This is a genomic window from Chryseobacterium sp. ZHDP1 (assembly GCF_018603435.1).
GTDB classification, from domain to species: domain Bacteria; phylum Bacteroidota; class Bacteroidia; order Flavobacteriales; family Weeksellaceae; genus Chryseobacterium; species Chryseobacterium indicum.
This window is the reverse complement of the sequence record NZ_CP075682.1, coordinates 482,057-507,204: the sequence shown is the minus strand read 5'-3', so window position 1 is coordinate 507,204 and position 25,148 is coordinate 482,057. Positions and strand designations below refer to the sequence as shown.

The following is a 25,148-nucleotide window of genomic DNA, read 5'->3' as shown; positions in this document are numbered from 1 at the left end:
TCTAAAATTTATTTAAACAGATTAAAATCACCTTAAAATTAAAAAAGGTTTACCGAATTTGTTCCGGTAAACCTTTTTAAGTTGTATATCTAAACAGAAAATTACAGTAACAATGTTAAAGGACTTTCCAGATATGTTTTTAAAGTCTGTAAGAACTGTGCTCCTGTAGCACCGTCTACGACTCTGTGATCGCAAGCCAATGAAAGCTTCATGATGTTTCCAACTACGATTTGTCCGTTTTTCACAACAGGTTTCTCGATGATGGCTCCTACTGAAAGGATCGCAGCATTTGGCTGATTGATGATGCTTGTAAATGTTTCGATTCCGAACATTCCCAGGTTTGAAATAGAGAAGGTAGAACCTTCCATTTCATTAGCTTTAAGACCTTTGTTTTTCGCTCTTGAAGCCATATCTTTTACCGCAGCAGAAATCTGCGTGTAATTCATCTGGTCTGTATTCTTAAGAACAGGAACTACCAATCCGTCCGGAATTGCAACTGCTACCCCAATGTTGATGTTTCCTCTGTGGATGATCTTATCTCCCGCCCAGCTTGAATTTACCTGTGGATGTTTTCTTAAAGCAACTGCAGTCGCCTTAATAATCATATCGTTGAAAGAAATTTTAGTATCTGGTAAAGAATTGATCTCTTTTCTTGCTTCGATCGCTTTATCCATGTTGATTTCAACCATCAGATAATAGTGAGGCGCAGAGAATTTACTTTCAGAAAGACGTTTTGCAATTACGTTTCTTACCTGTGAATTTGGAGTTTCAGTATCTTCACCCTGTACGAAACTTAATGCAACCTGAGCCGCCGCAGGACTTGCAGATGGAGCTGAAGCCGCTGGTTTAGCCGAAGGCTGATAATTTTCAATATCTTTTTTAACGATTCTTCCGTTTTCTCCGGAACCCTGAATACTGTTGATATCAACTCCTTTATCCTGAGCCATTTTCTTCGCTAAAGGAGAAATGGCAACTCTGTCTGTAGAGGAATGATCCGCAGCCGGAGCCGATTTTTCTTCTGCTTTAGCCTCAGTTTTTTGTTCAGCTGGTTTTTCTGATGATGAAGCAGCCGCTTTTGGAGCACCAACTCCTGAAACATCTGTTCCTTCAGGTCCGATAATTGCCAAAACGGAATCTACCGGAGCAGCACCTCCTTCTTCAACACCCTGCTTCAACAATACTCCGTTGAACTCAGATTCGAAATCCTGAACGGCTTTATCTGTCTCGATTTCAGCAAGAAGATCACCTTCTTTTACGGTATCGCCAACATTTTTGTGCCATTTCGCAACTTTACCTTCCGTCATTGTGTCCGAAAGTCTTGGCATGGTAATTACTTCCACACCTGCAGGAATTTCCGCAGAAGTTTGTTCCACACTGGTAGAACTGTTTTCAGTTTTAGATTCTTCTTCTGTTTTTTTCTCTTCAGAACCGCCCTGAGCCGGAGCAGCTGCACCGCCTGTAAGTCCTGAAATATCTTCTCCTTCATTACCGATAATTGCCAGAACAGAATCTACCGCTGCTGCATTACCTTCTTCCACTCCGATATATAAAAGAGTTCCTTCCATTTCAGATTCAAAATCCTGAACCGCTTTATCTGTTTCAATTTCAGCTAAGATATCGCCTTCCTTTACTTTATCACCTACTTTTTTATGCCATTTTGCCACTTTTCCTTCCGTCATTGTATCGGAAAGACGTGGCATTGTAATTACTTCTGCCATAATTTTTTATAATTTGAAAATTTGGGATTTTATGAATTTGAAAATTAAAAAAGATATGGTAATAAATCATTTTCAAATTTTCAAACTTTCAAACCGATTTATTATCTTTTAGTTTTCTAATTTGTCTAAGAACGGATAGTCTTCCTGAGCATATACATACTCGTAGATCTTCTCTGCATCAGGATAAGGAGAATTTTCCATAAATTCTATGCACTCTTCCACGAAATCTCTGGATTTGTTATCCATCGCTTCCAATTCCTCTTCTGTTGCCCAGCTGTTAGCCAAAATTCTCTGCTTAATCAACTCGATAGGATCATCATTTTTGTGAAGCGCAACTTCATCTTTAGATCTGTATGGTTCTGCATCAGACATAGAGTGTCCTCTGTAACGGTATGTTCTTGCTTCAATAAAAGTAGGTCCGTCTCCTCTTCTTGCTCTTTCAATTGCTTCATAAGCCGCTTCAGCCACTTTTTCAGGGTCCATTGCATCTACTGCAAGGCAAGGCATTTCGTAACCTAATCCTAATTTATAAATATCTTCGTGGTTTGCTGTTCTTTTAACAGAAGTTCCCATCGCATACTGATTATTTTCTACAACGAAAATTACCGGAAGCTTCCAGTTCATCGCCATGTTAAACGTTTCATGTAATGAACCCTGTCTAGCCGCTCCATCTCCGAAGAAACAGATATTCACCGCTTTTCTGTCGAAGTATTTGTCTGCAAAAGCAATACCTGCTCCCAAAGGAATCTGACCACCTACAATACCGTGACCACCGTAAAATCTGTGCTCTTTGCTGAAAATGTGCATAGATCCGCCCATTCCTCCGGAAGTACCTGTAGCTTTACCACAAAGTTCCGCCATGATTCTTTTAGGATCCACTCCCATAGCCATTGGATGGATATGGCATCTGTAAGCAGTGATCATACTATCTTTAGTTAAATCCATTGCATGCGTAAAACCTGCAGGGATTGCTTCCTGACCGTTATACAAATGTAAAAAACCTCTGATTTTTTGTTTTAGATAAAGAGAACGGCATTTGTCTTCAAACCTTCTCCACATTGTCATATCTTCATACCACTTCAGGTATACCTCTTTAGAAAATTCTTTCATGTGTTGAGCTCTTGCTTATTTATTATGAAATAGTTGAGCAAAATTATAAAAAAAACTTCATTTTTATTGTATACATACCAATTGTTTTTTTGCTTATAGTATTATATTTACATCATCAAACGTTAACATGGAAGAAAAACAGCCTTCATTATTACATAAAATATCAAGAGTTATTTCAGATTTTTTTAATCCTCTGTTGTCTTTATTTATATTTTTCGTCTACATGAGTTTTCTGAAATACACTCTTAAAGAATCCATTCTATCATTCCTTCCTATATTAATAATAGTTATTGCTCCCGTCATTATCTGGCTGATCTGGAATGTAAAAACGGGCAGATATACCAATATGGATGTTTCCAACAGAGTTCAGAGGAAAACCTTATACATTTTTATTGGAATTTGTGTGGTTTCCTATATAGCTTATCATTATTTCAGAAACGGGCAGATCGATTTTGTTATGCTTTTTATTCTGATATTGCTTTTCGCACTGCAGATCAGCAACTATTTCATAAAAAGCTCGATGCATACAGCATTTAATATATTTGTAGCCGCTTTATTTTTTGCACTGAATACCACAATGGGAATCATTTGGTTAGGCATTGCAACACTCGTAGGAATTACACGAATTATCCTGAAAAGACACACTCCAAAAGAGGTGTTTATGGGAGCCGGAATTGCTTTTATAGTATCTTTTCTTTACCTTTATTGCCATATTCAGTTTCAACAATAAGAATTTATATGAAAATCAATCATCTTACATCTGCGGAAGAAAATTTAATGAAGCTGTTCTGGAAGCTGGAATCATTTTATTTAAAGGATATTATGGAACAGCATCCTGAACCTAAACCCCATCAGAACACCGTTTCCACTTACCTTAAAATATTAGTTGAAAAAGGATACCTTTCTACAGAGAAAGAAGGAAGAATCTTTAAATATACCGCAATTGTACCATTGGAAGAATACCGCAAATTTTTATTGAGAGAACTTTCGCATAATTTTTTTGATAATTCGGGCAGGGAGATTTTAAATCTTTTGCTTCACGAAAATTTAATTTCTCAGGAAACTTTAAAAGAGTTCAATCCTTCGGCTGAGACCAAACCTTTAAAAGTAAAAGAAGAGTTTGAATATGCCAATGAAATTTTAAATCCTAAAAAGGACAAAAAGAAAGGCAAGGAAAAAGACAAAGAGAAGAAAAAGAAAAAAAAGAAGGAAAAAGAATAATTCCTTTAAAAAAGATCATAAAAAAAGCGGTTCCCTAAAGAACCGCTATATTTTTTACCAACGTTTTCCACCGCCGTTTCCGCCACGATCTCCTCCGCCGTAGCCACCGCCACCGCTTCTGTTACCGCCGCCGTAGCCACCGCCACCTCTGTTGTTACCTCCGTAACCTCCGCCTCTGTTACCTCCACCGTTGTTGCTGAAAGTTCTTCTTGGCTTCTCTTCTCTTGGCTTAGCTTCTGAAACATTAAGAGTTTTTCCGTTGAAATCCTTCTGATTAAGAGCGTCAATAGCTTGTTGTCCTTCTGCGTCCTCCATTTCGATAAATCCGAAACCTCTGGAACGACCAGTTTCTTTATCTGTAATAATTTTTACAGAAGAAACTTCTCCAAATTCTGAAAATAAATCCTGCAACTCATAATCTTTAGTTGCGTAGTTGATGTTTGAAACAAAAATGTTCATCTTGATTAATAAAATTAAAATAAGTTAAAAATGATTTGGTTTATAAAAGAAAAACAACATAAAGAATGAACAAATATTGATTCCAGATATAATACGGGTGCAAGATACGATTATTAATTTCATATCAAAGCTTTTTTTGAAATTATTTTAATAAAATTTTCAATCAAAATATTATTTCGTTAAAAAGTATTAATTCATCATGAAATATTTATGAATAATCATTAAAGAGAACAACATTAATAAAATTATTGTAAATTGTGATGTATCCATTATGGATAAAGTAAAATTCCTGTTGCCTGAAAACAGCCATTTTTAACCGACAAAATGAATATGAAACAGCATACAACCAATTACAAGAACACCTTCATTGAAGTTGCAGAAGACAGCCTGATTTCTGAAGCAAAAATCCCTCCTGAGAAAAAAGAAAAAACAATGGCTAATCTTCAGTACGAAATAATACTGAAGAATCCTTATAAATACACGTCGGATGATATTATTTTTGAATGCTATTCCATTAAAAATGACATTACAGAGCGTGAAAAACCCGCAGAAAGACAAAACTTTTTCACCAAAGGTCGGCCTTGTCTCAGATGTTCCCCGTTAGCCAAAACCTATGGTTTCGGTATCCATCACAATAACGAAGGAAAAGTCGCAGTCTATCCTTTAGAAAGTGAATATTATCAAAAATTTTTAAAAGATGATACTGTTACAAAAGTGAAAGCGATGCGTTCCAAAAGAAAATAATTGAGAATATAAATATCTTTCTTCGGAATCCTGAATGCAAATCTTTTGAAAAAGCCGGTTTTAAAAGCTAAATTTGTGCAGTAAAATTTCAGATATGAACTACCACACAAGAAAATGGGTAAAACCCGAAGACCTTAATCCCAATCAGTCTCTTTTCGGAGGAAGATTGTTGCAGTGGATCGATGAAGAAGCTGCATTATATGCTGTTATTCAGCTCGAAAACAAAAAAGTAGTTACCAAATTCATCTCAGAAATCAACTTTGTAAGTTCTGCCAAACAAGGCGACATTATCGAAATCGGCATCGAAGTTTCTGCGTTTGGTTCCACATCTCTTACTTTAAGATGCGATGTCCGAAATAAAATGACGCATCAGACGATTATCACGGTAGATAAAATCGTTATGGTAAATCTCGACGAAAACGGAAATCCTGCCCCGCACGGAAAAACAAAAGTGGAATTTGTGAAAGACAGATTGAACAACCAGAACTCCTTATGAAGATTTTCATAAAAAATATGGTCTGCGGAAGATGTATTTCTGCTGTAGAATCGATTTTTACAGAGATGAATATCTCTTTGAAATCCATTGCACTCGGAGAAGCGGAAACACAAAAGGATATTTCCGGCGATGATCTGGAGAAACTTGAGGAACTTCTTCAGAAAACAGGTTTTGAAAGAATTAAAGACTCTGCCCATCAGTTAATTGAGAAAATTAAAAATTTAATTATCGTAAAAATCAGCGAACTGGATATTGATGAAAATTTCCTTTTGTCTGAATTTTTGATCTCCAAACTGCATAAAGATTACAGCGTCCTTTCCAAAACTTTTTCTCACAACGAAAACATCACGCTAGAACAGTTTTTCATTCTTCAAAAAATCGAAAAAGTGAAGGAACTTCTTCTCTATAACGAATTTACGCTGACCGAAATTTCCGGAAAACTGGGGTATAAAAGTGTTCAGCATTTATCTTCCCAGTTCCGGAACAGTACAGGCTTCACTCCTACTGAGTTCAAAAAATTAAAAGTCCATAATAGAAAACCGTTAGACCAGATTTAAGTTGGAGGCTTTGAGAATTAGAGAGTTTTTTGGGGTTTAAAATCATGTGGATTCTCACTTCTACACTAGAACTCTAATACACTCTAACCCAAGCAACAGAATTCTGTAAACATTATCCTTAAATTTATAACAGGCTTCCGATTGCTTTTTGGAAATTTGTATCATAAATCAGAAGGATCATGCAAAAACAATATACAATTCTCGGAATGACCTGTTCCGGATGCCAGAAAAAAATTTCTGACAAGCTGAACAGTTTAGAAAAAATAAAAGCTGATATTAATCTCGAAAATAATACAGCAACCATTACTTCCGACAAAGAATTTGAAATCAATACTTTAAATAAAGCACTCGAAGAAATCGGCAACTACAAACTGGAAGATCCGGACAATCCTGAAAAAGCGTTCATTAAACCACAAGAAAGAGTTTCTCCGTCTTCGGTTTACTATTGCCCAATGGAATGTGAAGGTGATAAAGTTTATTTTCAGCAGGGTAAAAGATGTCCTGTCTGCAATATGTATCTGGTTCCTATTGAGGAAAAGCACGCAAAAGATCCGAATTTTAAACCTGCTTATTCCCAAACAAATCTACCTGAAAATTTCAAAGACAATATCGGAAAATACTACTGTCCGATGTTCTGCGAAAGCGATAAAATTTATCCTGAAAAGGGAGACTGCCCTGTCTGCAACATGCATCTCGAAGAAATTACAGAAGACTTGGTAAAGAATTCAGCCGCTCATTCGCACCATCATGTCCACGATCATTCCCATCATCACGAAGCACCGGAAGTAACCGATGCAATGGCAGGAAAATACTATTGTCCGATGTATTGTGAAGGCGATAAAGTCTACGACAGCAATGTTGGATGTCCCGTTTGCGGAATGGATCTCGTAAAATATCCTGAGAAAAAAGCGGCAAAATACACCTGTCCGATGCATCCTGAAATCATTCGTAACGAACCGGGAGACTGCCCGATCTGCGGAATGGATCTCGTAAGAATGCCCGACAAAAATGAGGAAGAAGATGAAACCTACAATATATTAAAAAAGAAATTCATCATTTCACTGGCTTTTACCATTCCTGTTTTCATTCTTTCGATGGGCGGAATGTTTTTTGATTTTCCTTTTTCTCATGAAGCTCAAGGGATTTTTGAGTTGATTTTAACGCTTCCCGTTTTGTTCTATTCAGGATGGTTTTTGATGAAACGAGGCTGGATTTCGTTTAAAACATGGAACTTAAATATGTTTAGTTTAATTGTTTTAGGCGTCTTTGCAGCATTTATTTTCAGCATTGTCGCCTTGGTTTTCCCTGATATCATTCCGCATGAAATTCGTGGCAGCCATCACGAAACTCCATTATATTTCGAAGCGGTCTGTGTTATTTTAACGCTGGTTATTTTAGGACAGTTGATGGAAGCTGCAGCGCACAAAAAAACAGGAAATGCCATCCGGGAACTGATGAACTTGTCTCCCGATGAAGCCAATCTTATCGTTAACGGAGAAGAGAAAAAAGTACTGCTTTCACAGGTTAAAATCGGAGATTTATTAAAAGTAAAACCCGGTGAGAAAATTCCGGTAGACGGAAAAATAACGGAAGGAAGTTCTGTAGTTGATGAAAGTATGATTACCGGAGAGCCGATTCCTGTTGAGAAAAATGTCCATGATAAAGTTTCTTCCGGAACCATCAACGGAAATCATGTTTTTATTATGAAGGCGGAAAAAGTCGGCGACGAAACCCTGCTTTCCCAAATTATCAAGATGGTTAACGAAGCGAGCCGAAGTAAAGCCCCGATTCAGAAACTCACGGATAAAGTTTCTAAGATATTTGTTCCGACGGTCATTTTCATTGCGGTTTTAACGTTTGTTTTATGGCAGTTTTTCGGTCCGGAAGGTCAGAAAACTCTGTTTGCTTTTGTGAATGCGGTTGCTGTTTTAATTGTAGCCTGTCCGTGCGCATTAGGCTTGGCAACACCAATGTCTCTGATGGTAGGAATTGGAAAAGGCGCAAAAAACGGTATTTTAATTAAAAATGCAGAGGCTCTTGAACAGATGAATAAGGTAAATGTGCTGATTACCGATAAAACAGGAACTTTAACTGAAGGAAAACCATCCGTAGAACATATTGAAACAATCAACAATGATCAAAATTCAATTCTGAAATTAGCCTATTCATTAAATCAGAATTCGGAACACCCGCTTTCAAATGCCGTGATTAAAAAGGCAAAAGCTGAAAGTATAACTCCTGAAAAAGTAGATAATTTCGAAAATATTTCAGGAAAAGGAATCAAAGGAAACATCAACGGAAAAACGGTTTTCCTTGGAAACGAAAGTCTTTTAATCTCACATCAGGTTTCTCTTCCTCAAAATATAAAACAAAAGGCGGAAGAAATTCAGTCAAAAGCGCACACCATTTCTTATGTTGCTCAGGAAAACGAAGTTTTAGGATTCATCAGTTTTACCGATAAAATTAAAGAAAGCTCTAAAAAAGCAGTTCAGCAGTTATTAAATGAAGGAATTGACATTATTATGATGACCGGAGACAATGAAAATACCGCAAAAGCCGTTGCGGAAGAATTGGGTATCCGACATTTTAAAGCAAACTGTCTTCCTGGAGATAAATTAAATGAAGTAAAAAAACTTCAGAAACAAGGAAAAATTGTCGCGATGACCGGCGACGGAATCAACGACTCTCCCGCTTTAGCTCAGGCAAACATCGGAATTGCGATGGGAACAGGAACTGATGTTGCCATAGAAAGTGCAGAAATTACTTTGCTTAAAGGTGATATTTTAGGCGTTGCAAAAGCAAAACTGTTAAGTGAAAAATTACTGAAAAATATTAAAGAGAATCTGTTTTTCGCTTTTATATACAATGTTTTGGGCGTTCCCGTTGCGGCAGGATTATTGTATCCGTTTTTTGGAATCCTGTTATCTCCGATGATTGCAGCCGCGGCGATGAGTTTTAGTTCTCTTTCAGTTATTCTGAACTCTCTGCGACTGAATTCGGTGGATTTGGATATTGAATAAATTTTTCCCGCAGATTTGGAGACTAAAATCACTGATTATCAACAAAAAAGATCACAATAACTTTTAAAAATCCTTGATTTTTATTCTTTTGAGAGTTTTAAAAATTTTGATAATCGCTGTATGAATGTCTTTTGCACCTTTTGCGGTTAATTCTGAATTTGTTTAAAACAGGCTTATTAATAAACGTAAATAATAACAGTAAAATTATCTCCCAAATCTGCGAAAGCAAAAAGTAACAATATGAAAAAAGAAAATTTATATATCGGCTGTTCCGGATTTTACAATAACGACTGGAAAGGATCATTGTATCCGGAAGATTCGAAAAGCAAAGACTTTCTAATCCTTTATTCAAAGGAGTTTAACTGTGTGGAAATTAATTCTACTTTTTACAGAAAACCTACTGCAAAAACGTTGTTGAAATGGTATGACGAAACGCCCGGTGATTTTAAGTTTTTTATTAAAATTCCGAAAACCATTTCCCATGAAAAGCGACTGAAAGACTGTAAAGAAGAAATTGCGGAATTCTGTCATCATATTGAATCTCATCTGAAGGAAAAACTGTCCGGATTTCTGTATCAGTTTCCTCCATCTTTTAAAAATACTCAGGAAAATATTGATTTAATTCTTAACAATCTTCATTTCAATTATCTGAATGTCATCGAATTTCGTCACGAATCTTGGTGGAATGAAGAAGTTTTTAAAATTTTGAAGCAAAACAAGGTCATTTTTTCAGGTGTCAGTTTCCCCGGAAATTTGCCGGAAGATGTTATCATCAATAATCCTGAAATTTTATATTATCGGCTTCACGGAAAACCTGTGCTTTACAAATCCGAATACAGCAATGAATTTATTGAAAATTTAGCTGAAAAAATTAGAAATTCACAACATAAACCTTTTATCTTTTTCAATAATACATGGGGAAATGCTGCTATTAAAAATTCACTGTATTTAAAGAAAATTCTGGACTAAAAGTATTTTATTAAAATAAACTTAAAAAGTCAAAAATAAGTGAAATTTGGCGTAATTTTTGTTAAGAATTATTTGGAAAAATTAACAATTTTTAACAACAAAATTCCATTAAATTTTATGACAAAAACTTTTGCGGAAAAGTCTAGAAACAAGACTTTTCTCGGGATGTTTGCATTGGTGAGTGCAACTTCAATCTTATTCAACAGCTGTAATCAAAAAAAAGACAAGAAAGAATCTGAAAAACTGATTCCGAAAAACCATCCCGTCGCAAAAATTGTCCCCAAACTTGATGATGAAAATGTTCCCACAGATAAAAGAGTAATTTATCTGACCTTTGATGACGGTCCCAATCACGGAACCGAAAATCTCCTTAAAATTTTACACAAAAGAAATATCTGCGCCACTGCATTTCTTGTAGGCAAACACGCTTACGGAAGCAAAAAGCAACAGGAAGATCTGGAACTGCTAAGAAAAGATCATTTAATAGAACTTGCGAATCACAGTTTCACGCACGCGCACAACAAATACACCGATTTTTATAAAAATCCGGCGGGTGTTGTTGAAGATTTTAATGCGGCAAAAGACAGTCTGAAACTGTATGATAAAATTGCGAGAACTCCGGGAAGAAACATCTGGAGACTGAATAACATTACCGTGACCGATCTGAAAAGTTCAACGAAAGCCGCAGATAAGCTAAAACAGGCAGGTTACAAAGTAATCGGTTGGGATCTTGAGTGGAAGCCGACCAATAAAATGGCATTAAAGGGAAAACATGAAGAAATGCTGAAAAAAGTAGACAGTATTTTCTTTAATGACCTTGAAAAAACTTCAAGACATCTGGTTTTTCTTACGCATGACCAATATTTAACCGATGCAGATTCCATAAATGAGCTCGATCTTTTTATTGAAAAGCTCCAGAAAAGCAACCGTTTTGTTTTCAGAAAAATCTCAGAATATCCGAAGATTAATGAGGTTTTGAATTAAATTTAATCATCCTGGTCCGATAAACATTGAAACACAATTATAAGGTCGCTCCTCCGGAGCTTCCATTCTAAGAATAACTATTTTCTATGAACAGGTTGCTCCTAATGGAGCTGCATTTAATCCCATCGGGATTTACTGTTAGTAGAAAAAAGACACCATCAAAAAAAAGCTCCAGAGGAGCGAACTGTCGATTTGTGCGATAAACATTGAGATCATAAATTTGTTTATACGTTTTATCGGACAATATTGAAATTTAATATATTGTATGTCTGTCATTCTGATCGAAACGAAGTGGAGTGAAGAATCTTTAACAATAAAACTTAGATTCTTCCTTCGTCAGAATGACAGACATTCTATTTTAGACTCAAAAAAATCTCAAGTCTAAAAATTTCAATATTCATTAGCTTTTCCTCTTTAAAATTCGGAAATTTGCCATTATGAGTATTCAGGAAAATTACAATCATATTAAAAGCCAGCTTCCTTCTGATGTACAGTTGGTTGCGGTTTCAAAAACACATCCTGTTTCGGCGATTCAGGAAGTTTATGATTTGGGACAGAGAGTTTTTGGTGAAAATAAAGTGCAGGAAGTCACAGAAAAGTACCCTCTCCTTCCCAAAGATATTCAGTGGCATCTGATCGGGCATCTTCAGACAAATAAAGTAAAATATATTGCTGAATTTGTAGATACGATTCAAAGTGTAGATTCTGAAAAGCTGATCCGTGAGATCAATAAAGAAGCGGTAAAACACAACCGGATTATTAAAGTATTGCTTCAGGTGAAAATTGCAGAGGAAGAAAGTAAATTTGGACTCGATATCAATGAGTCCAAAGATTTGTTTGAACAATACCTAAAAGGAGAATTTCAGAATGTTGAAATTACCGGATTGATGGGAATGGCAACTTTCACGGACGATAAAGATCAGGTAAAAAAGGAATTTTTAAACCTGAAAAGTCTTTTTGATGAATTAAATCAATTAAAAAAGCTCGAAACATTATCAATGGGAATGAGTGACGATTTTCCGATCGCCATTGAATGTGGTGCCAATTCCGTAAGAGTGGGATCTGCGATTTTCGGGAGAAGAGATTATTCTCAATAAATATTTTAAAGCCATATACTCTAGAGGAACTATTTTAAAATAATCCTAATTAAATAATAAACTAAACCATGACAGACAAACAAAAAGAAAAACTCGAGAGAATTTTTGAAATTATAAAAGACGAACTCGAACCAGAAACAGAATATTATAGTTATCAGACTTACAGATCCAGACAATCATTCTATAAAATTACAGACGGAAGAACAGATGATCAGGTTCCAAAGGTTATTCACTGGAAAAATGAAGAAGAAAATTTAGAGGGAACCGACCTGAATATTTTAGATGTACTTTATGACAGTGACGAAGATCCGCAATACAGCGAAATCAATTTCTTCACACTTTCCAAAGATAAGGGTTTTACAAAACAGCCTGTTGATGCCCAACTGATCGTTGAAATTATGCGACTTGAACTTTTCAGTCACATTAAGCCCGGTTCAGGAAGGCTTGAGGAAAGTTTTATCAAGATTATTCCTGACCCCCAATCTGATAGACTGAACTTGGACATTTTCACTAAAATATATGATTCAGATGGCGAAATCAGGGAATATGAATATGCTCAAGTTGATAAATTTGTTGACTGTCTGTATCACGAGGCTGATAAAAAGCTAAAAATGATCTATACCTCCGCTTCCGAAACGGCTGTCGATATACAAACAATTCCTGAAATTCAGGGATTGACAAAATTATATGCGCCAGTTGAAGATTTATCTCTAAATTCTTCAGATATTCAAAGAATTTACGAGTTTTTAGAATCTTGGAGTGATTCCAAAATAGCTAAAGCTCTTGAGGTAATCAATGAAAATCCTGATGTAAAAGCAGATATTGAAAAACGTTATCTCAATCTTATCAAATTACGTGCAGGAGATAATGCAGGTCTGGAATCTTTTGCAAAAGCAGGTCTTACGCGAAAAGAATTTAATCTGCTAAATGGAAAACAAATTGATAAAAATTTCATTTCGTTATCTTATTTCAGTAAAGAGGAATGTAAGCTTATCGTTGATTTTATTGGTAGTCTTGTGCTGAATTACCTTAACATTAATCAATTTAAAAATAAGGCAGAATCTGCCGAAACAGAATCAGATCTAGTAGAAATATATTCGACAGCAGCTGACATGGTGAAAAAAGGCATTCTTGAAGAAGCTAAAAAAAATCCAGACGGATGGTTCAGTAAGCTTAGTGTAAAATTCGCCAATCTTAAAGTGGAAGATGTAATGTTTGAAAAAACGGATTTTAGCATTCCTGATTCGGATCAGCTAAAAGCATTTATATTTTACCTTGGAATTAATAACCGAAGAGAAGTTTACTTTGACGTTTTTCAGTCTTACTGTAAAGAACTTAGCGAGTTTTTTTGGTTCCTTCCTTCTGTACCCAAATCTTCCTGGGGAGATACGGAACTTGCACTGCCCAAATACACCTTAAAATTTCAGCGCACTGTAATTTATAAACTTGGAGACGGTAAACGCTGGAGAAACAAAAGTTTTCCTGAAAAATCATCAAAATAAACTTTTATACAATAAAGATATGAGCAAAGCACAAAAATGGGCAGAATCTTATTTCCAACGTTTAGAAAAAATTATTGAAGAATTAAAAGAGCATTCATTAATCAATCACCTTAATTATTTTCAATTTACAGGTGTATCCGATGAGGAGCTTATAAAAATAGAATCGCAAATCACAGAACTTCTAAGATTAAATGCGGAAGATTATGGAAAAACCGCACCTTCATCCTTTGAATTTGATGAATATATGAAAGCCTTTTACAGAATCAGTAACGGACTACACATTTCCTGGGACTCTCATATTCTGGAATCATCATTAACCACTAATGAAATACTTGTATCTGCACCAAAAGAGAAATTGGCTGTTGCTAAAGATGAATTATTACAGGCAGAAGGCTTCTTATCTTTACTTTCTTTAAATTCTTTAGTCTCTTATAATGACGTAAATATTTATGGTGATCCGACAGATTCACGTTTCGGACAGGAAATAAGAAACAAAGGTGGTCATTTTACTTATCTGGACTTTTATTATTTTTATAATGATACTTGTATCATTCTTAATGATAAGGATGATTCGGGTTTATTATATCATGGAGATGATTACAGTGCCCATTATAATCCCAATAACGTATCCGATTTTGTGATTTATATGGAGTATCTTTTGGTAGCGCGCTTTTCAGTCTTTTTGCGTCATACGGCTTTTCTCGACATTAATATCATTAAAGAAATGCGTACTAATCATTATGAAAATCTTATTAACAAGATTCATTCTGAAAATAAATACACAAGCATTGATAACATTTTGAAATATCATATGCTTAATGAACAAATGCTTGAGAGCTATGGAGATCTAAATTATTTACAATCAAAACCAAATGAAATTTATGAGAAAATTGAAGATCTTTTGGGAATAGTATTGGAAGACGAATTGTAATTGCAAAATAATAAGTAACAAAAAATCAAAAATAAAATGTCTTTTAAATGATGGGTTTAAATAATTTTCTATCTTTCAAAGTCAAAAACATATTCTAGACGATTAGGTATAGTTTTTGCTAATAATTCAATCAAAAAAATCTAAATTTGCAACTATGCAAAAAATCCTTATTGTAGAAGACGAAAAAGCAATCTCAGGAGTACTCCACAGTATTCTTTCTGACGAACTAACCGACTATGAATTTGTAATCGCCGAAGACGGACTTGAAGGCTATAAACAGGTAGAAAAAGAAGATTTCGCACTGGTGATTTCCGATATCAAAATGCCTAAACTTTCAGGTACTGAACTTTTAAAGCAAAGTTTAGCGCTGAAACCGGAATCCACTTTTATTATGATTTCCGGACATGCGGATATCGATTCTGCGGTTTCATGCCTTAGAGACGGTGCTTACGATTTCATTTCTAAGCCAATCGACATCAACAGACTGATTACGAGCGTAAAAAATGCTTTAGTTAAAGAAACACTGAAAAAAGAAAATAAAAATCTTCAGACAGAAAATAAAACGCTAAAGAAAAAGGTAAATAAAAAATACCAGATGATCGGTGAATCGGCAGGCTTGAAGAAAATCCAGGATATGATCGAAAAGGTTGCTGTTTCTGATGCAAGGGTTTTAATTACAGGACCAAACGGAGCCGGAAAAGAGCTGGTTGCACATGCAATTCATAATCAAAGTGACAGAGCAAGAGGTCCGATGGTAGAAGTTAACTGTGCGGCGATTCCTTCTGAACTGATTGAATCTGAATTATTTGGTCACGTAAAAGGATCTTTTACAGGGGCTATTAAGGATAAGCAGGGGAAATTTGAGCAGGCAAACGGAGGAACAATATTCTTAGATGAGATCGGAGATATGAGCTTAATTGCTCAGGCAAAAGTGTTGAGAGCATTACAGGAAAGCAAAGTTTCGCCTGTAGGAAGCGATAAGGAGATTAAGGTGGATGTAAGAGTTCTTGCTGCAACCAATAAAAATATGCAGAAGGAAATCGAGGCGGGAAGATTTAGGGAAGATCTTTACCACAGACTTTCTGTGATTGAAATCTACGTTCCGCCATTGGATGAAAGAAAAGAAGACATCAGATTACTGGTTGAGCATTTCTCCGGAATGATTGCTGATGAACATGGTACTGCTGTAAAAAAATTCGATGATAATGCGATTGAAGCTTTAAAAGCGCTTTCATGGACCGGAAATATCAGAGAATTGAGAAACGTTGTGGAAAGATTGATTATTTTAGGAGGAAACACGGTTTCTGCCGAAGACGTTGCAAGTTTTGTAAGGAAATAATGTAATGATTATTTTAAATAAATTATGAAAATTGCAGTATCATTTGTTACTGCAATTTTTTTTGAATAAAAACTATATGAATTATAAACAATTATGAACTTTTTGAATAAAAACTATACGAAAGAATGCCTCACGCTGGCTCTTCCTGTGATGTTGACGCAGGTTGGACAGGTTTCGGTGAATCTTTTTGATAATATTATTGTAGGAAATCTTCTGGGAGCCGATGCTCTGGCTTCAGTTTCATTGGGAAATGCTGTGTTTTTCTCAATGTTTGTATTGGCTTTGGGATTTTCTTTTGCGATTCCGCCTTTGGTTTCGGAAGCGCATTCGAAGCATGACCACAAAACGATCAATTCCGTTTTCAGTCATGGTTTTGTCATAAATATGACGGTGGGAATTTTGCTAATGGGGATTTTACTTTTGGGAATGCCCTTGCTTTACAAATCCGGACAGCCTGAGAAGATCATTCCGGATACGGTTGATTTTTTAACGATTATGGCAATCAGCATTGTTCCTTTTATGGCTTTTCAGACGTTAAGAGAAGTTTCGGAAGGGCTTTCTTACACGATTGGAGTTACTAAAGCGACTATTATTGCCAATGTCATTAATATTGTTTTAAACTATGTCTTCATTAAAGGGCTTTGGATTTTTCCTGAAATGGGGGTAAAAGGTTCTGCCCTCGCAAGTTTAATTGCGAGAATTTTCATGGTGGTTTTCCTGTATTTTGTGCTCTCCAATGAGAATAAAACGAAACAGTACATCAAAGATTTTTCGTTAAAAGTTGAAGTTTTTTCAAAGAAAATGTTTGAAAAGATGATAAGACTCGGTTTTCCGACGGCTTTACAAATGTTTTTTGAAGTGACTGCTTTTGCGGGAGCCGCTTTTATCTGCGGTCTGATTTCGGCGCACGATATTGCTTCTCATCAGATTGCTTTAAGTATGGCTTCTTTTACTTTTAATTTATGTATTGGATTCAGTGTGGCTTCAACGGTTATGATCGGGAGAAAACTGGGAGAACAGAATTTCGTTGAATTAAGAAAGGTAGGAATCAACAATCTGAAAATTGCCTTTATCTTCATGTGCATCTGCGGAATTGTTTTTGTTCTCGGACGCAACATTCTTCCGACATTTTTCACCAAAAAAGAGGAAGTTGAAGTGATTGCTTTAGCATCTAAATTAATGATAATTGCCGCATTATTCCAGCTTTCGGATGGAATTCAGGTGACAGCTTTGGGAATGCTGAGAGGATTGCAGGATGTTAAAATTCCTTCTATCTATACATTTATTGCGTATTGGGTTATCACAATTCCTTTAGGATATTTCCTTTGTGTAACAATGAAAATGGGTGCTTTCGGAATGTGGATCGCTTTAGGTTTGGGATTAACGGTTTCCGCTGTAATGCTGGTCAAACGGTTTTTGAATATGTCTGCAAAAAGAATTAAGCAGAATTTGTAACAGGAAAGCGATCTTTTGGGATCGCTTTTTTATTTTTTTCTACGCCTTAATTTATCGCATAATTGGGGTCAAGATGTAAAGATTGCAAATCAAAATCGGCTTCAACGAAAGTTTAGTATAAGTTTTGGCTAAAGCCAATTTTCTTTCTTACGGATTAAAATGGTCTAAAGCCCATTCCTATTGATATTTTTGCGGTTCTTATATTAAAATCATTTTATTTTAAATCTCTTATAAGCTTAATCAACTCATTAAAGCGGTTAGTTTGTCATTCCGTAGGAATCTCAGTTTATTTTTTAGAAATTGTTTAAAAATTATTGTCTAGATTCCTACGGAATGACAAAGAGTGAAGTCATGTATTTAGTTGTATTCTGTAACGATTCTAGCCCCGATTGAACGATATGTTTGAGCTCTTTTGAGTTTTCGGCGGCAGCGAAGCTGCCGCCAAAACTCAAAAAGCGAGTAGTGAAAGCGGGAAACAGCTTCTAAAAAATTAAGCATTTTTGCTTCGAATGAAAGCTATCCTACTCTTTTTCCCAAAATCACCAAAGTTCTTTCAACGCCATCCAAAACTGCTACATCCGGAAAAACGCCCCAATCTTCAAAACCAAAGTGTCGGAATAATTTCAGGCTGGGTTCATTATGTAAAAAGATGAATCCCAATAGTGTTTTTACTTCAAATTTTGGTGCGTTATCAATGCAGTATTGCAGTACTTTTTTTCCGTAGCCTTTTCCGCGCGAGCTTTCATCCATGTAAATGCTGAGTTCCACCGTTCCGTTGTACGCAGGTCTTCCGTAGAATGATGAAAAACTAACCCAGCCTAAGACTTCGTTCTGTTCATTTTCAATGATCCAGAGTGGTCTTTTTTCAGGATTGTGGTCATGAAACCATTCGATTCTGCTCTCTACAGAAATATTTTCCGTATCGGCGGTCACCATTCTCGAAGGAATGGTTGAGTTGTAAATTTCTACAATTTTGGGCAAATCTTTCAGTTCAGCATTTCTGAATCTCAGTTCTTCCATTGATTTCAGCATATTTCTGCAAAGATAAAAGAAGCGTTTAAATCTGTTGAATTTATTCTTCAGAATTATTCTCCTGAAGCTCTTCCAAAGCTCGGTTCAGGCTTTCTACGGTAGTTCCGAGATAAGTTGCCATATCTTCTTTTGAAATTTCCATTTCTCTGGATTTTACTTCCAACAGTTGTGAAAGTGTATGTTCTGTCTTGTGAAGCTGCTGATAAGAAGCGCGGCTTGAAGTATTGAAAATGCGCTCTGCAAAAACATCCAACAATAAATTATTGAGGGTAAGGTCTTTTTTGATCAATGCCTGAAAATAAGGAATCGACATCGAATAAACGGTAACTTCCGTAATCGCTTCAATGCTGCAGATACAGGGAACGTTTTTGATGACTTCGATTTCACCGATGATCTCTCCTTTTCCCATAAATTCCACAATATATTCTTTCCCGTTTTCTTCCACAAAATAGCATTTGGTAATGCCGCTTTTAACGAGCATGATCTTTGTGGAGATCTGATTTTGAACTAATATTTTATCGCCTTTTTCAAAAGATTCTAAAACAATATTCCCTTTATGTTCTTCACTTCTGTACAATCCTTCAAGGTAGTCTAAAAATGTCTGATTGGTTCGTAACATATCTTTTTCGGAATCAATGTCCCTTGTTTTTTATTTTTTACTGAATTTTGCGGGCTGAAAATTACAAAAACTAAAGTAAACAGAATATGAATAATTTTTGAAAAAAGTATATTATTTAGAACAGAAATCAATATATCGTTTAATCATTTCGGAATGGTACTTTTCTTCAAAATACATCAATTTCTGATAGTAAGGACGCTTAATTTCTGAATAAAAATTATTTTCAGCCAACAGTTCAACCAAAGCTTCTGATGATGAAGGATTATTGAGAATCTCTTGTTCAAATCTTACCAATAAGGAAATCAATCTCCGTTTCTGTCCAAAGTGCTTTATTTTCCGGAAATACCATTTTATCAGGCTTTTCATCGGCTTTTATGACACTGTCGTTTCTTTCTTGCCTCCATCTGGTACGATCGATTTCAATTTTTTCTCTAAAAGTCAGTCTGTATAATTCATCTGCAAGAAAAGAATAGCTCCGAAGTACAAAGCTGGGATAAACAATAAACTAATTAATGTTTTCCTAGTTTGATAATTCTAATATTCTATCCGCTATTTAAGTCCGAATCTACAAAACCTGAGATACTTTTTGATATATTCTGAAGAATATTTTTTATCAAAATAGGCAATCTTTCCATAATAAGGAACTTTCTTATTTTCATGTAGATAACGAAAACAAATTAATTCAATCAACTTTTTAGAAGCATCATGATTATTTAAAGTGGTTTGTTCTAATCTATATGCTAATGAATCGACATCTTTTTTAGTCCAGATTGTTTTTGTATTTAACATATCAACTAAACCTAAATATTCAGGGCTATTTTGCTTTCCGCTAGTAATCATACTATCTTTCCATTTTTTCTCCCATTGCATTGCATCTATTGTTTGTTTTTCGGAAATTACATTTATATACAATTCATAATCTAATCTAGAAACACCACCTACGCAACCTTTCAAAGTTTGTACAGAATCCTTACTTTTAAGATAATATTCAAATATTTTTTCGATAGATTTAGATTTTCGGTTGAAAAGAATATTTGCGGCATAATATTTAGCTACAGGATTTCCATTGAAAGCAATATATTCCACTTCTTTATCGTTTGCAATTTCATCCAGTTTCTTATGAAGTTTATACAATTCACTTTCAGTTCCTTCCATTCCTGTATGAGAAGACTCGGCTTTTTCACCCTTTGATATTTGCTGATAAAGATTTTTTACTTCTGGCGATAATTGTGCAAAATGTAAAATCGGGAAAATTATTAATAAGATTATTAGCTTCATTTATTTATAGTTTTAAGTTTATGACTAGTCCTGAAAAAGGTTAACTAGTTTTATATCACAAATATACTTAAATCAGAGTAGGAATTTTCCTATTCTGATTTTGTTTTTTATAGGTTTTTAATTTCACATTATTTTTCATGTGTACTTGGTTTGGAATATTATAATGTAAAGAAAAATGCGGTCTTAAATTGTTATAGCAATAAATTGCTTGTTCAAGCTGTTGGGAAAGATTTTTAAAATTTTCAAAAGTATCAATCAATCCAAATTCATGTTTCAGAATACCATTCACTCTCTCTGCTATAGCATTTTCATAAGGATCCGAATTTTCGGTCATACTGATAAGCATATCACTTTTCTTGAGTGTTTCAGTATATTCTTTACTGCAATACTGCAACCCTCTGTCTGAATGATGAATGAGTGAATGCTTGTACAGTCGATTCTGTATGGCTTGCTTTAATGCTTTCAACGTAGAGTTGGTCTGTAAATTATCACTCAATTCGTATCCTACAATTTTCTTAGAATAGGCATCGGTAATCAGATGAAGATAATAATTCTTCTCTTTGGTCTTGAGATAAGTAATATCTGCAACCCAAACTTTCTCCGAACATTTCAATTCTTTTCCTTTGATAATATTGGGATATTTTTTCATCCAATGTCTGGAATTGGTTGTTTTAAAATAGCTGTGCCTTCTGGGAATTAAAAGATAATTTGATCTCAAAATGCTAAACAACTGATCCCTTCCTACATGAATTTCTTCCTTTTCAAAATCATTCTTAAGTAAAACATAAAGTTTTCTAGTACCTATTTTAGGCATCTTTTTACGAATTGATACAATAAATTCTATAACTCTTGTTTCATGATCTGTAGAAACAGGCTGTTTTTGTCTCTTGTAATAAGCTTGCTTACTGTAGCCAAACAATCGGCAGATATTCTCTGTTGAAAGAGTCGTATTTACCTTTATTTCCTGGATTGATTGGAACCAGACTTTTTTACAATCTCAACCTTAAGCTCACGCTCTGCAATTTCTATAAATTTCCTGAACACTTTGAGTTCTTCTTCCTTTTTGGCCAATGCTGCTTCAAGCTCTTTAATCTTCTGTTTCTGTGGATCTTTCATGGGTCTGCCTTTACTTAATTGTTTTTCATAAGTAAAGTTACCATATTTCATTAACCATCTGGGAATGCAGGAATTACCCCTGATATTATAGCGGGTTTGTAATTGTGATTTTGTATATAATCCCCGCTCATATTCGGAGACAACTTGTCTTTTAAATGCTTCACTGTATTCTTGAACAGGGGCGGATACTTTTTTTAATCTCATTAGGATGACTGGTTTTTTGGTATTTAGTAGTCAACCTTTTTCAGGACAAGACAGAAAAAGAAAAACCCGTCCAAAATTGAACGAGTTTTTATGTAAATTATTATTTTTTCAAACATTTCTCCAGAAACTGATCCTGTTCCCAAAGCAAATGAAGAATATTCTCTTTCGCTGCATATCCGTGAGCTTCTTTAGGCAGAAGAACCATTTTTACAGGGGCTCCGAGATTTTTAAGCGCCTGAAAATATCTTTCCGTCTGTAAAGTGAACGTTCCGGGATTGTTGTCTGCATCTCCATGAACCAATAAAAGCGGCGTTTTCATCTTATCTGCATTCATGAAAGGTGACATGGTGTTATAGATTTCCGGAACATCCCAGTAATTTCTCTGTTCGCTCTGAAAACCAAAAGGCGTCAAAGTTCTGTTATACGCTCCACTTCTTGCAATTCCGCATGCGAAAAGCTTGGAATGGGTTAAAAGATTTGCCGTCATAAAAGCGCCGTAAGAATGTCCTCCAACTGCTACTTTCGTTCTGTCGATATAGCCTAATTGATCTACCGCATTAATTGCTGCTTCTGCATTGGCTACCAATTGAGGAATAAATGTATCATTCGGTTCTGTTTTTCCTTCTCCGATGATCGGGAATGCAGCATCATCCAAAACAGCATATCCTTTCGTTGTCCAATACACGAAAGAACCATAGTAAGGGAAAGTGAAATCGTTTGGATTCTGCGTATTCTGTCCTGCCGTGTTTTTATCTTTATATTCTGTAGGATAAGCCCAGATCAACAATGGTAATTTTTCAGTTTTTGCCTTTCTGTCGTAATTGGCAGGAAGATAAAGTGTTCCGGTAAGTGTAACGCCGTCGTTTCTTTTATACGTAATTACTTCTTTGTATACATCTTTAATGCTTTCAAAAGGATTCGCGAAATTGGTTACCGCTTCTGTCTTACTGGATTTAATGCTCTTTTTAAAATAGTTCGGGTACTGACTGGAAGACTGCTGAATCGTAAGAACTTCTCCTTTGGCAGGATTTAAAATATCAATAATTTCTTCCTTGGAATTTTTAAGATTGGAAGTATACAGTCTTTTCTTTTTCATGGTTTTCACATCCATCTCATCAATGAAAGGATGCTGTCCGTCTTTTGTAAATCCGGCTCCGATGAGGTAAGACTTTCCTCCTTTCATGTCTACAACGTATCTTCCGTACTGGTTTTTTGTGGTATTGAAATTTCCGGGATCGCTGTACACATCCTGATAATTTCTGTCATCAATCACTTTAGATTCTCCGTTATTTAAATCAACCAGAAAAGATTTTGTATTTCTTGTATCGTACCACCCTTCGGAAACAATGGCGTAATGATCATTCGTCCAGCTTACATCAGAATATCTCTGCTTTGTTTTAAAGAAAGATTTCGGAGCATTGCTGAAAGGTGCTTCCCATGTAAAAATTTCATCTCTGAATTCGGCATTTTTATATTGATCTCCTCCGTCCAGAGCTTCTGCATATACCAAAGTTGCAGGCATATCGCTTCTCCATCCCATATCTCTTTTTCCGGTTCTTACGGAAGAGAATCCTTTTGGCATGATTTCGTTCAGAGGTGTCTCGTTTACAACTTTCACCACATTTCCGTTCATATCATACACCGTGGTTGTCATCGGAAATCTGCTTAGAGGGACAATGTAAGAAAACGGTTTTTTAATGGTAGTTGCCATCAGATAATTTCCGTCCGGCGAAAAGCTTAATCCGGAATACATATCCTGATCTTTTACTTTCTTTAAAGTTCCATTCAGATCAACATTATAAATTTCTGAAGCGGTTAAAACCTCAAAATTCTTTTCGTCCTGCGGATTTTTCAGAAGATCCTGATACGTTCTGTTCTGCGAAACTTTTCCGTCTGCCGTAGAAACAATGGGACCAGTCGGAAGATCTTTACTTGAATCGATTAAAGCAGGTCTGTTTTGCGGAAGGGTTTTAATTAATAAATTCTGAGAATCTTTGTACCAGATATAAGGACTTCCCAAATTTGCATTTAAATTGTCTGAAGTTATTTTTTTTGCGGTAGCGGTTTCAAGGTCTACAATCCAAAGTTCTACTCCTTTATTGGTAGTATTCGTAAAAGCCAGTTTTTTTTCGTCGGGAGAAAATGAAGTATTGGCGATTTTTGGATTGGAAGGTAAATTTTTAACCTGAACTTCCGTTTTATCGTTCATTTTTCTCACTTTCAGGTTATTCGCATACGTTGCCGAACTTGAAATATTGGTTACCGGATTTATTCTTAATCCTCCAAGTTTCATTTCCTGCTGACTTAAATCTTCCAGTGTTTTGTACGTAGGGCGATACGTGAAAACAATCCAGTCTTTTTTACTGTTCATTAAAACACTTGGCGGTCTTTCATAATCAGCCAGTTTCAGGATTTCCGGAGACGGCTTTTGGTAGGTAATATTTTCCTGCGCTTCATAGAAATTGAGGAACGCAAGAAGGCATATGGTCAGTTTTATCTTCATAATAATTTCAATTTCCACGAAATTAATGAAAATTAGAGAATATGCAAGGATATATTAAAACACCTTTACGTGATTTAACAAAATAATATTATCTTTAGTATTCATCAAATTCAGAATCATTATGAAAAATCTAAGAAAATTAAAGCGAAGAGAACTTCGCACCATGAATGGCGGAAATGCGCCGCAATGTCCTTCAGGATACAAACCCTGCATGAAAATCGATGAAACGAGTGAACTTCCGAAATGGAGCTGCATTCCGTCCAACCTTCCCTGCAACCCTTAGAAAAACAAAAAAGAGCGGTTGAAAACAACTGCTCTTTTTAATTTATATTGTAAAAATCATTACCAATCATTGGTTCTTTTCCTTTTCTCAATCATGTAATCGACTGAAAATTTTCCGACTCCGAAAACCATCAGTAAGAGATAGACGGAAAGATAAATGAGACTCATTTCCCGCTTTTCAAAAGGATCTGCTCCATGAACAACGAAACCCGCAATAATCATGGTAAACATCAGAAATCCTAATGAAATTCTTGAAAATAATCCTAAAATAAGGAGAATTGAACAGGCAAATTCTGCGAAAACCGTTAAACCTAAAGTGATCTGCGATCCTAATCCTAAAAAATCAAAAAAATCTGACTTACCTTCTAAAAGCATCTGAAGCTTCGGAAAACCGTGAGAGAGCATGGCAAAACCAATGAAAACCCGCACGATAAGCAATGCAACATCTTTTAAAACAGAATCTGAATTTGTTGTGTTCGAATAGTTCATTAAAAGCAATTTACATTTAAAGA

24 protein-coding genes are annotated in these 25,148 nt (G+C 35.4%); 14 read left to right on the top strand and 10 right to left on the bottom strand.

The genetic code is table 11. From position 1 onward, the window contains the following. Positions 1 to 101 precede the first annotated feature (101 nt). Both KKI44_RS02250 and pdhA read right to left on the bottom strand, forming a co-directional pair. Entirely contained in the window at positions 102 to 1,718 is a 1,617-nt protein-coding gene (locus KKI44_RS02250) for a pyruvate dehydrogenase complex dihydrolipoamide acetyltransferase (protein WP_214589656.1), read from the bottom strand. 108 nt (positions 1,719 to 1,826) lie between these two features. Continuing rightward, positions 1,827 to 2,828 (bottom strand): pyruvate dehydrogenase (acetyl-transferring) E1 component subunit alpha, encoded by a 1,002-nt coding sequence (pdhA, locus tag KKI44_RS02245; protein WP_076390342.1) that lies wholly within the window; start codon positions 2,826 to 2,828, stop codon positions 1,827 to 1,829. 127 nt (positions 2,829 to 2,955) lie between these two features. Here pdhA and KKI44_RS02240 point away from each other — a divergent pair, with 127 nt between their 5' ends. Together KKI44_RS02240 and KKI44_RS02235 are read left to right on the top strand one after the other, a co-directional pair. Further along, the gene (locus KKI44_RS02240) at positions 2,956 to 3,558 is read left to right on the top strand and encodes a phosphatase PAP2 family protein (protein ID WP_214589655.1); all 603 of its coding nucleotides are present in this window, start codon (positions 2,956 to 2,958) and stop codon (positions 3,556 to 3,558) included. Positions 3,559 to 3,566: 8 nt separating this feature from the next. After that, the gene (locus KKI44_RS02235; RefSeq protein ID WP_214589654.1) at positions 3,567 to 4,049 is read left to right on the top strand and encodes a BlaI/MecI/CopY family transcriptional regulator; all 483 of its coding nucleotides are present in this window, start codon (positions 3,567 to 3,569) and stop codon (positions 4,047 to 4,049) included. Positions 4,050 to 4,103: 54 nt separating this feature from the next. Here KKI44_RS02235 and KKI44_RS02230 read toward each other — a convergent pair whose 3' ends face one another. Next, positions 4,104 to 4,508, bottom strand: a complete 405-nt coding sequence (locus KKI44_RS02230; protein WP_214589653.1) for an RNA recognition motif domain-containing protein — start codon at positions 4,506 to 4,508, stop codon at positions 4,104 to 4,106. Positions 4,509 to 4,838: 330 nt separating this feature from the next. Between KKI44_RS02230 and KKI44_RS02225 the strand changes: the two genes are divergently transcribed. The 11 genes from KKI44_RS02225 (at position 4,839) to KKI44_RS02175 (ending at position 17,602) form a co-directional block, all read left to right on the top strand. Then, entirely contained in the window at positions 4,839 to 5,252 is a 414-nt protein-coding gene (locus KKI44_RS02225; RefSeq protein WP_214589652.1) for a DUF6157 family protein, read from the top strand. 94 nt (positions 5,253 to 5,346) lie between these two features. Beyond that, positions 5,347 to 5,748 carry an acyl-CoA thioesterase gene (locus KKI44_RS02220; RefSeq protein WP_214589651.1) on the top strand — a complete coding sequence of 134 codons (402 nt, stop codon included), beginning with the start codon at positions 5,347 to 5,349 and terminating at the stop codon, positions 5,746 to 5,748. After that, positions 5,745 to 6,305, top strand: coding sequence for a helix-turn-helix domain-containing protein (locus KKI44_RS02215; RefSeq protein WP_214589650.1), 561 nt, complete (start codon positions 5,745 to 5,747; stop codon positions 6,303 to 6,305). The genes KKI44_RS02220 and KKI44_RS02215 overlap by 4 nt, the downstream gene beginning before the upstream one ends. Positions 6,306 to 6,484: 179 nt before the next feature. Beyond that, positions 6,485 to 9,325: a heavy metal translocating P-type ATPase gene (locus KKI44_RS02210; RefSeq protein WP_214589649.1), complete on the top strand. Its 2,841-nt coding sequence runs from the start codon at positions 6,485 to 6,487 to the stop codon at positions 9,323 to 9,325. Positions 9,326 to 9,565: 240 nt separating this feature from the next. Further along, positions 9,566 to 10,294 carry a DUF72 domain-containing protein gene (locus tag KKI44_RS02205; protein ID WP_214589648.1) on the top strand — a complete coding sequence of 243 codons (729 nt, stop codon included), beginning with the start codon at positions 9,566 to 9,568 and terminating at the stop codon, positions 10,292 to 10,294. A 117-nt stretch (positions 10,295 to 10,411) separates the two neighbouring features. Beyond that, positions 10,412 to 11,278 carry a polysaccharide deacetylase family protein gene (locus KKI44_RS02200; protein ID WP_214589647.1) on the top strand — a complete coding sequence of 289 codons (867 nt, stop codon included), beginning with the start codon at positions 10,412 to 10,414 and terminating at the stop codon, positions 11,276 to 11,278. A gap of 437 nt (positions 11,279 to 11,715) precedes the next feature. Then, entirely contained in the window at positions 11,716 to 12,375 is a 660-nt protein-coding gene (locus KKI44_RS02195; protein ID WP_214589646.1) for a YggS family pyridoxal phosphate-dependent enzyme, read from the top strand. Positions 12,376 to 12,443: 68 nt separating this feature from the next. Continuing rightward, the gene (locus KKI44_RS02190) at positions 12,444 to 13,877 is read left to right on the top strand and encodes a hypothetical protein (protein WP_214589645.1); all 1,434 of its coding nucleotides are present in this window, start codon (positions 12,444 to 12,446) and stop codon (positions 13,875 to 13,877) included. 19 nt (positions 13,878 to 13,896) lie between these two features. Beyond that, positions 13,897 to 14,808, top strand: a complete 912-nt coding sequence (locus tag KKI44_RS02185; RefSeq protein ID WP_214589644.1) for a hypothetical protein — start codon at positions 13,897 to 13,899, stop codon at positions 14,806 to 14,808. A gap of 154 nt (positions 14,809 to 14,962) precedes the next feature. After that, complete coding sequence (locus KKI44_RS02180; protein ID WP_214589643.1) at positions 14,963 to 16,147, top strand: sigma-54-dependent transcriptional regulator; 1,185 nt, start codon at positions 14,963 to 14,965, stop codon at positions 16,145 to 16,147. 93 nt (positions 16,148 to 16,240) lie between these two features. After that, on the top strand, positions 16,241 to 17,602 hold the full coding sequence (locus KKI44_RS02175; protein ID WP_214589642.1) for an MATE family efflux transporter: 1,362 nt from the start codon (positions 16,241 to 16,243) through the stop codon (positions 17,600 to 17,602). A gap of 516 nt (positions 17,603 to 18,118) precedes the next feature. Here KKI44_RS02175 and KKI44_RS02170 read toward each other — a convergent pair. The 6 genes from KKI44_RS02170 to KKI44_RS02145 form a co-directional block, all read right to left on the bottom strand. Next, a complete protein-coding gene (locus KKI44_RS02170; protein ID WP_214589641.1) occupies positions 18,119 to 18,622 on the bottom strand; it encodes a GNAT family N-acetyltransferase in 504 nt (167 codons plus the stop codon). A gap of 52 nt (positions 18,623 to 18,674) precedes the next feature. Further along, entirely contained in the window at positions 18,675 to 19,253 is a 579-nt protein-coding gene (locus KKI44_RS02165) for a Crp/Fnr family transcriptional regulator (RefSeq protein ID WP_214589640.1), read from the bottom strand. Between the two features lie 111 nt (positions 19,254 to 19,364). Then, the gene (locus tag KKI44_RS02160; protein WP_214589639.1) at positions 19,365 to 19,619 is read right to left on the bottom strand and encodes a hypothetical protein; all 255 of its coding nucleotides are present in this window, start codon (positions 19,617 to 19,619) and stop codon (positions 19,365 to 19,367) included. A 183-nt stretch (positions 19,620 to 19,802) separates the two neighbouring features. Then, a complete protein-coding gene (locus KKI44_RS02155) occupies positions 19,803 to 20,531 on the bottom strand; it encodes a hypothetical protein (protein ID WP_214589638.1) in 729 nt (242 codons plus the stop codon). Between the two features lie 67 nt (positions 20,532 to 20,598). Beyond that, a protein-coding gene (locus tag KKI44_RS02150; RefSeq protein WP_214589637.1) for an IS3 family transposase occupies positions 20,599 to 21,851 on the bottom strand; the annotation gives its coding sequence in 2 pieces (ribosomal slippage) (positions 20,599 to 21,524 and positions 21,524 to 21,851; 1,254 coding nt in all). Positions 21,852 to 21,951: 100 nt separating this feature from the next. After that, the gene (locus tag KKI44_RS02145; protein ID WP_214589636.1) at positions 21,952 to 24,354 is read right to left on the bottom strand and encodes an alpha/beta hydrolase family protein; all 2,403 of its coding nucleotides are present in this window, start codon (positions 24,352 to 24,354) and stop codon (positions 21,952 to 21,954) included. 121 nt (positions 24,355 to 24,475) lie between these two features. Between KKI44_RS02145 and KKI44_RS02140 the strand changes: the two genes are divergently transcribed. After that, positions 24,476 to 24,637, top strand: coding sequence for a hypothetical protein (locus tag KKI44_RS02140; RefSeq protein ID WP_214589635.1), 162 nt, complete (start codon positions 24,476 to 24,478; stop codon positions 24,635 to 24,637). 59 nt (positions 24,638 to 24,696) lie between these two features. Here the strand turns inward: KKI44_RS02140 and KKI44_RS02135 are convergent, their stop codons facing one another. Next, positions 24,697 to 25,125, bottom strand: coding sequence for a DoxX family protein (locus KKI44_RS02135; protein WP_214589634.1), 429 nt, complete (start codon positions 25,123 to 25,125; stop codon positions 24,697 to 24,699). Positions 25,126 to 25,148: the final 23 nt, after the last annotated feature.

Coding starts and splice junctions, on each gene's coding strand:
- KKI44_RS02140 (WP_214589635.1), top strand. CDS start 24,476: ATGAAAAATCTAAGAAAATTAAAGCGAAGAGAACTTCGCACCATGAAT.
- KKI44_RS02155 (WP_214589638.1), bottom strand. CDS start 20,531: ATGAAGCTAATAATCTTATTAATAATTTTCCCGATTTTACATTTTGCA.
- KKI44_RS02200 (WP_214589647.1), top strand. CDS start 10,412: ATGACAAAAACTTTTGCGGAAAAGTCTAGAAACAAGACTTTTCTCGGG.
- KKI44_RS02170 (WP_214589641.1), bottom strand. CDS start 18,622: ATGGAAGAACTGAGATTCAGAAATGCTGAACTGAAAGATTTGCCCAAA.
- KKI44_RS02180 (WP_214589643.1), top strand. CDS start 14,963: ATGCAAAAAATCCTTATTGTAGAAGACGAAAAAGCAATCTCAGGAGTA.
- KKI44_RS02250 (WP_214589656.1), bottom strand. CDS start 1,718: ATGGCAGAAGTAATTACAATGCCACGTCTTTCCGATACAATGACGGAA.
- KKI44_RS02235 (WP_214589654.1), top strand. CDS start 3,567: ATGAAAATCAATCATCTTACATCTGCGGAAGAAAATTTAATGAAGCTG.
- KKI44_RS02220 (WP_214589651.1), top strand. CDS start 5,347: ATGAACTACCACACAAGAAAATGGGTAAAACCCGAAGACCTTAATCCC.
- KKI44_RS02240 (WP_214589655.1), top strand. CDS start 2,956: ATGGAAGAAAAACAGCCTTCATTATTACATAAAATATCAAGAGTTATT.
- KKI44_RS02175 (WP_214589642.1), top strand. CDS start 16,241: ATGAACTTTTTGAATAAAAACTATACGAAAGAATGCCTCACGCTGGCT.
- KKI44_RS02135 (WP_214589634.1), bottom strand. CDS start 25,125: ATGAACTATTCGAACACAACAAATTCAGATTCTGTTTTAAAAGATGTT.
- KKI44_RS02185 (WP_214589644.1), top strand. CDS start 13,897: ATGAGCAAAGCACAAAAATGGGCAGAATCTTATTTCCAACGTTTAGAA.
- KKI44_RS02225 (WP_214589652.1), top strand. CDS start 4,839: ATGAAACAGCATACAACCAATTACAAGAACACCTTCATTGAAGTTGCA.
- KKI44_RS02215 (WP_214589650.1), top strand. CDS start 5,745: ATGAAGATTTTCATAAAAAATATGGTCTGCGGAAGATGTATTTCTGCT.
- KKI44_RS02145 (WP_214589636.1), bottom strand. CDS start 24,354: ATGAAGATAAAACTGACCATATGCCTTCTTGCGTTCCTCAATTTCTAT.
- KKI44_RS02230 (WP_214589653.1), bottom strand. CDS start 4,508: ATGAACATTTTTGTTTCAAACATCAACTACGCAACTAAAGATTATGAG.
- KKI44_RS02195 (WP_214589646.1), top strand. CDS start 11,716: ATGAGTATTCAGGAAAATTACAATCATATTAAAAGCCAGCTTCCTTCT.
- KKI44_RS02190 (WP_214589645.1), top strand. CDS start 12,444: ATGACAGACAAACAAAAAGAAAAACTCGAGAGAATTTTTGAAATTATA.
- pdhA (WP_076390342.1), bottom strand. CDS start 2,828: ATGAAAGAATTTTCTAAAGAGGTATACCTGAAGTGGTATGAAGATATG.
- KKI44_RS02210 (WP_214589649.1), top strand. CDS start 6,485: ATGCAAAAACAATATACAATTCTCGGAATGACCTGTTCCGGATGCCAG.
- KKI44_RS02205 (WP_214589648.1), top strand. CDS start 9,566: ATGAAAAAAGAAAATTTATATATCGGCTGTTCCGGATTTTACAATAAC.
- KKI44_RS02160 (WP_214589639.1), bottom strand. CDS start 19,619: ATGAAAAGCCTGATAAAATGGTATTTCCGGAAAATAAAGCACTTTGGA.
- KKI44_RS02165 (WP_214589640.1), bottom strand. CDS start 19,253: ATGTTACGAACCAATCAGACATTTTTAGACTACCTTGAAGGATTGTAC.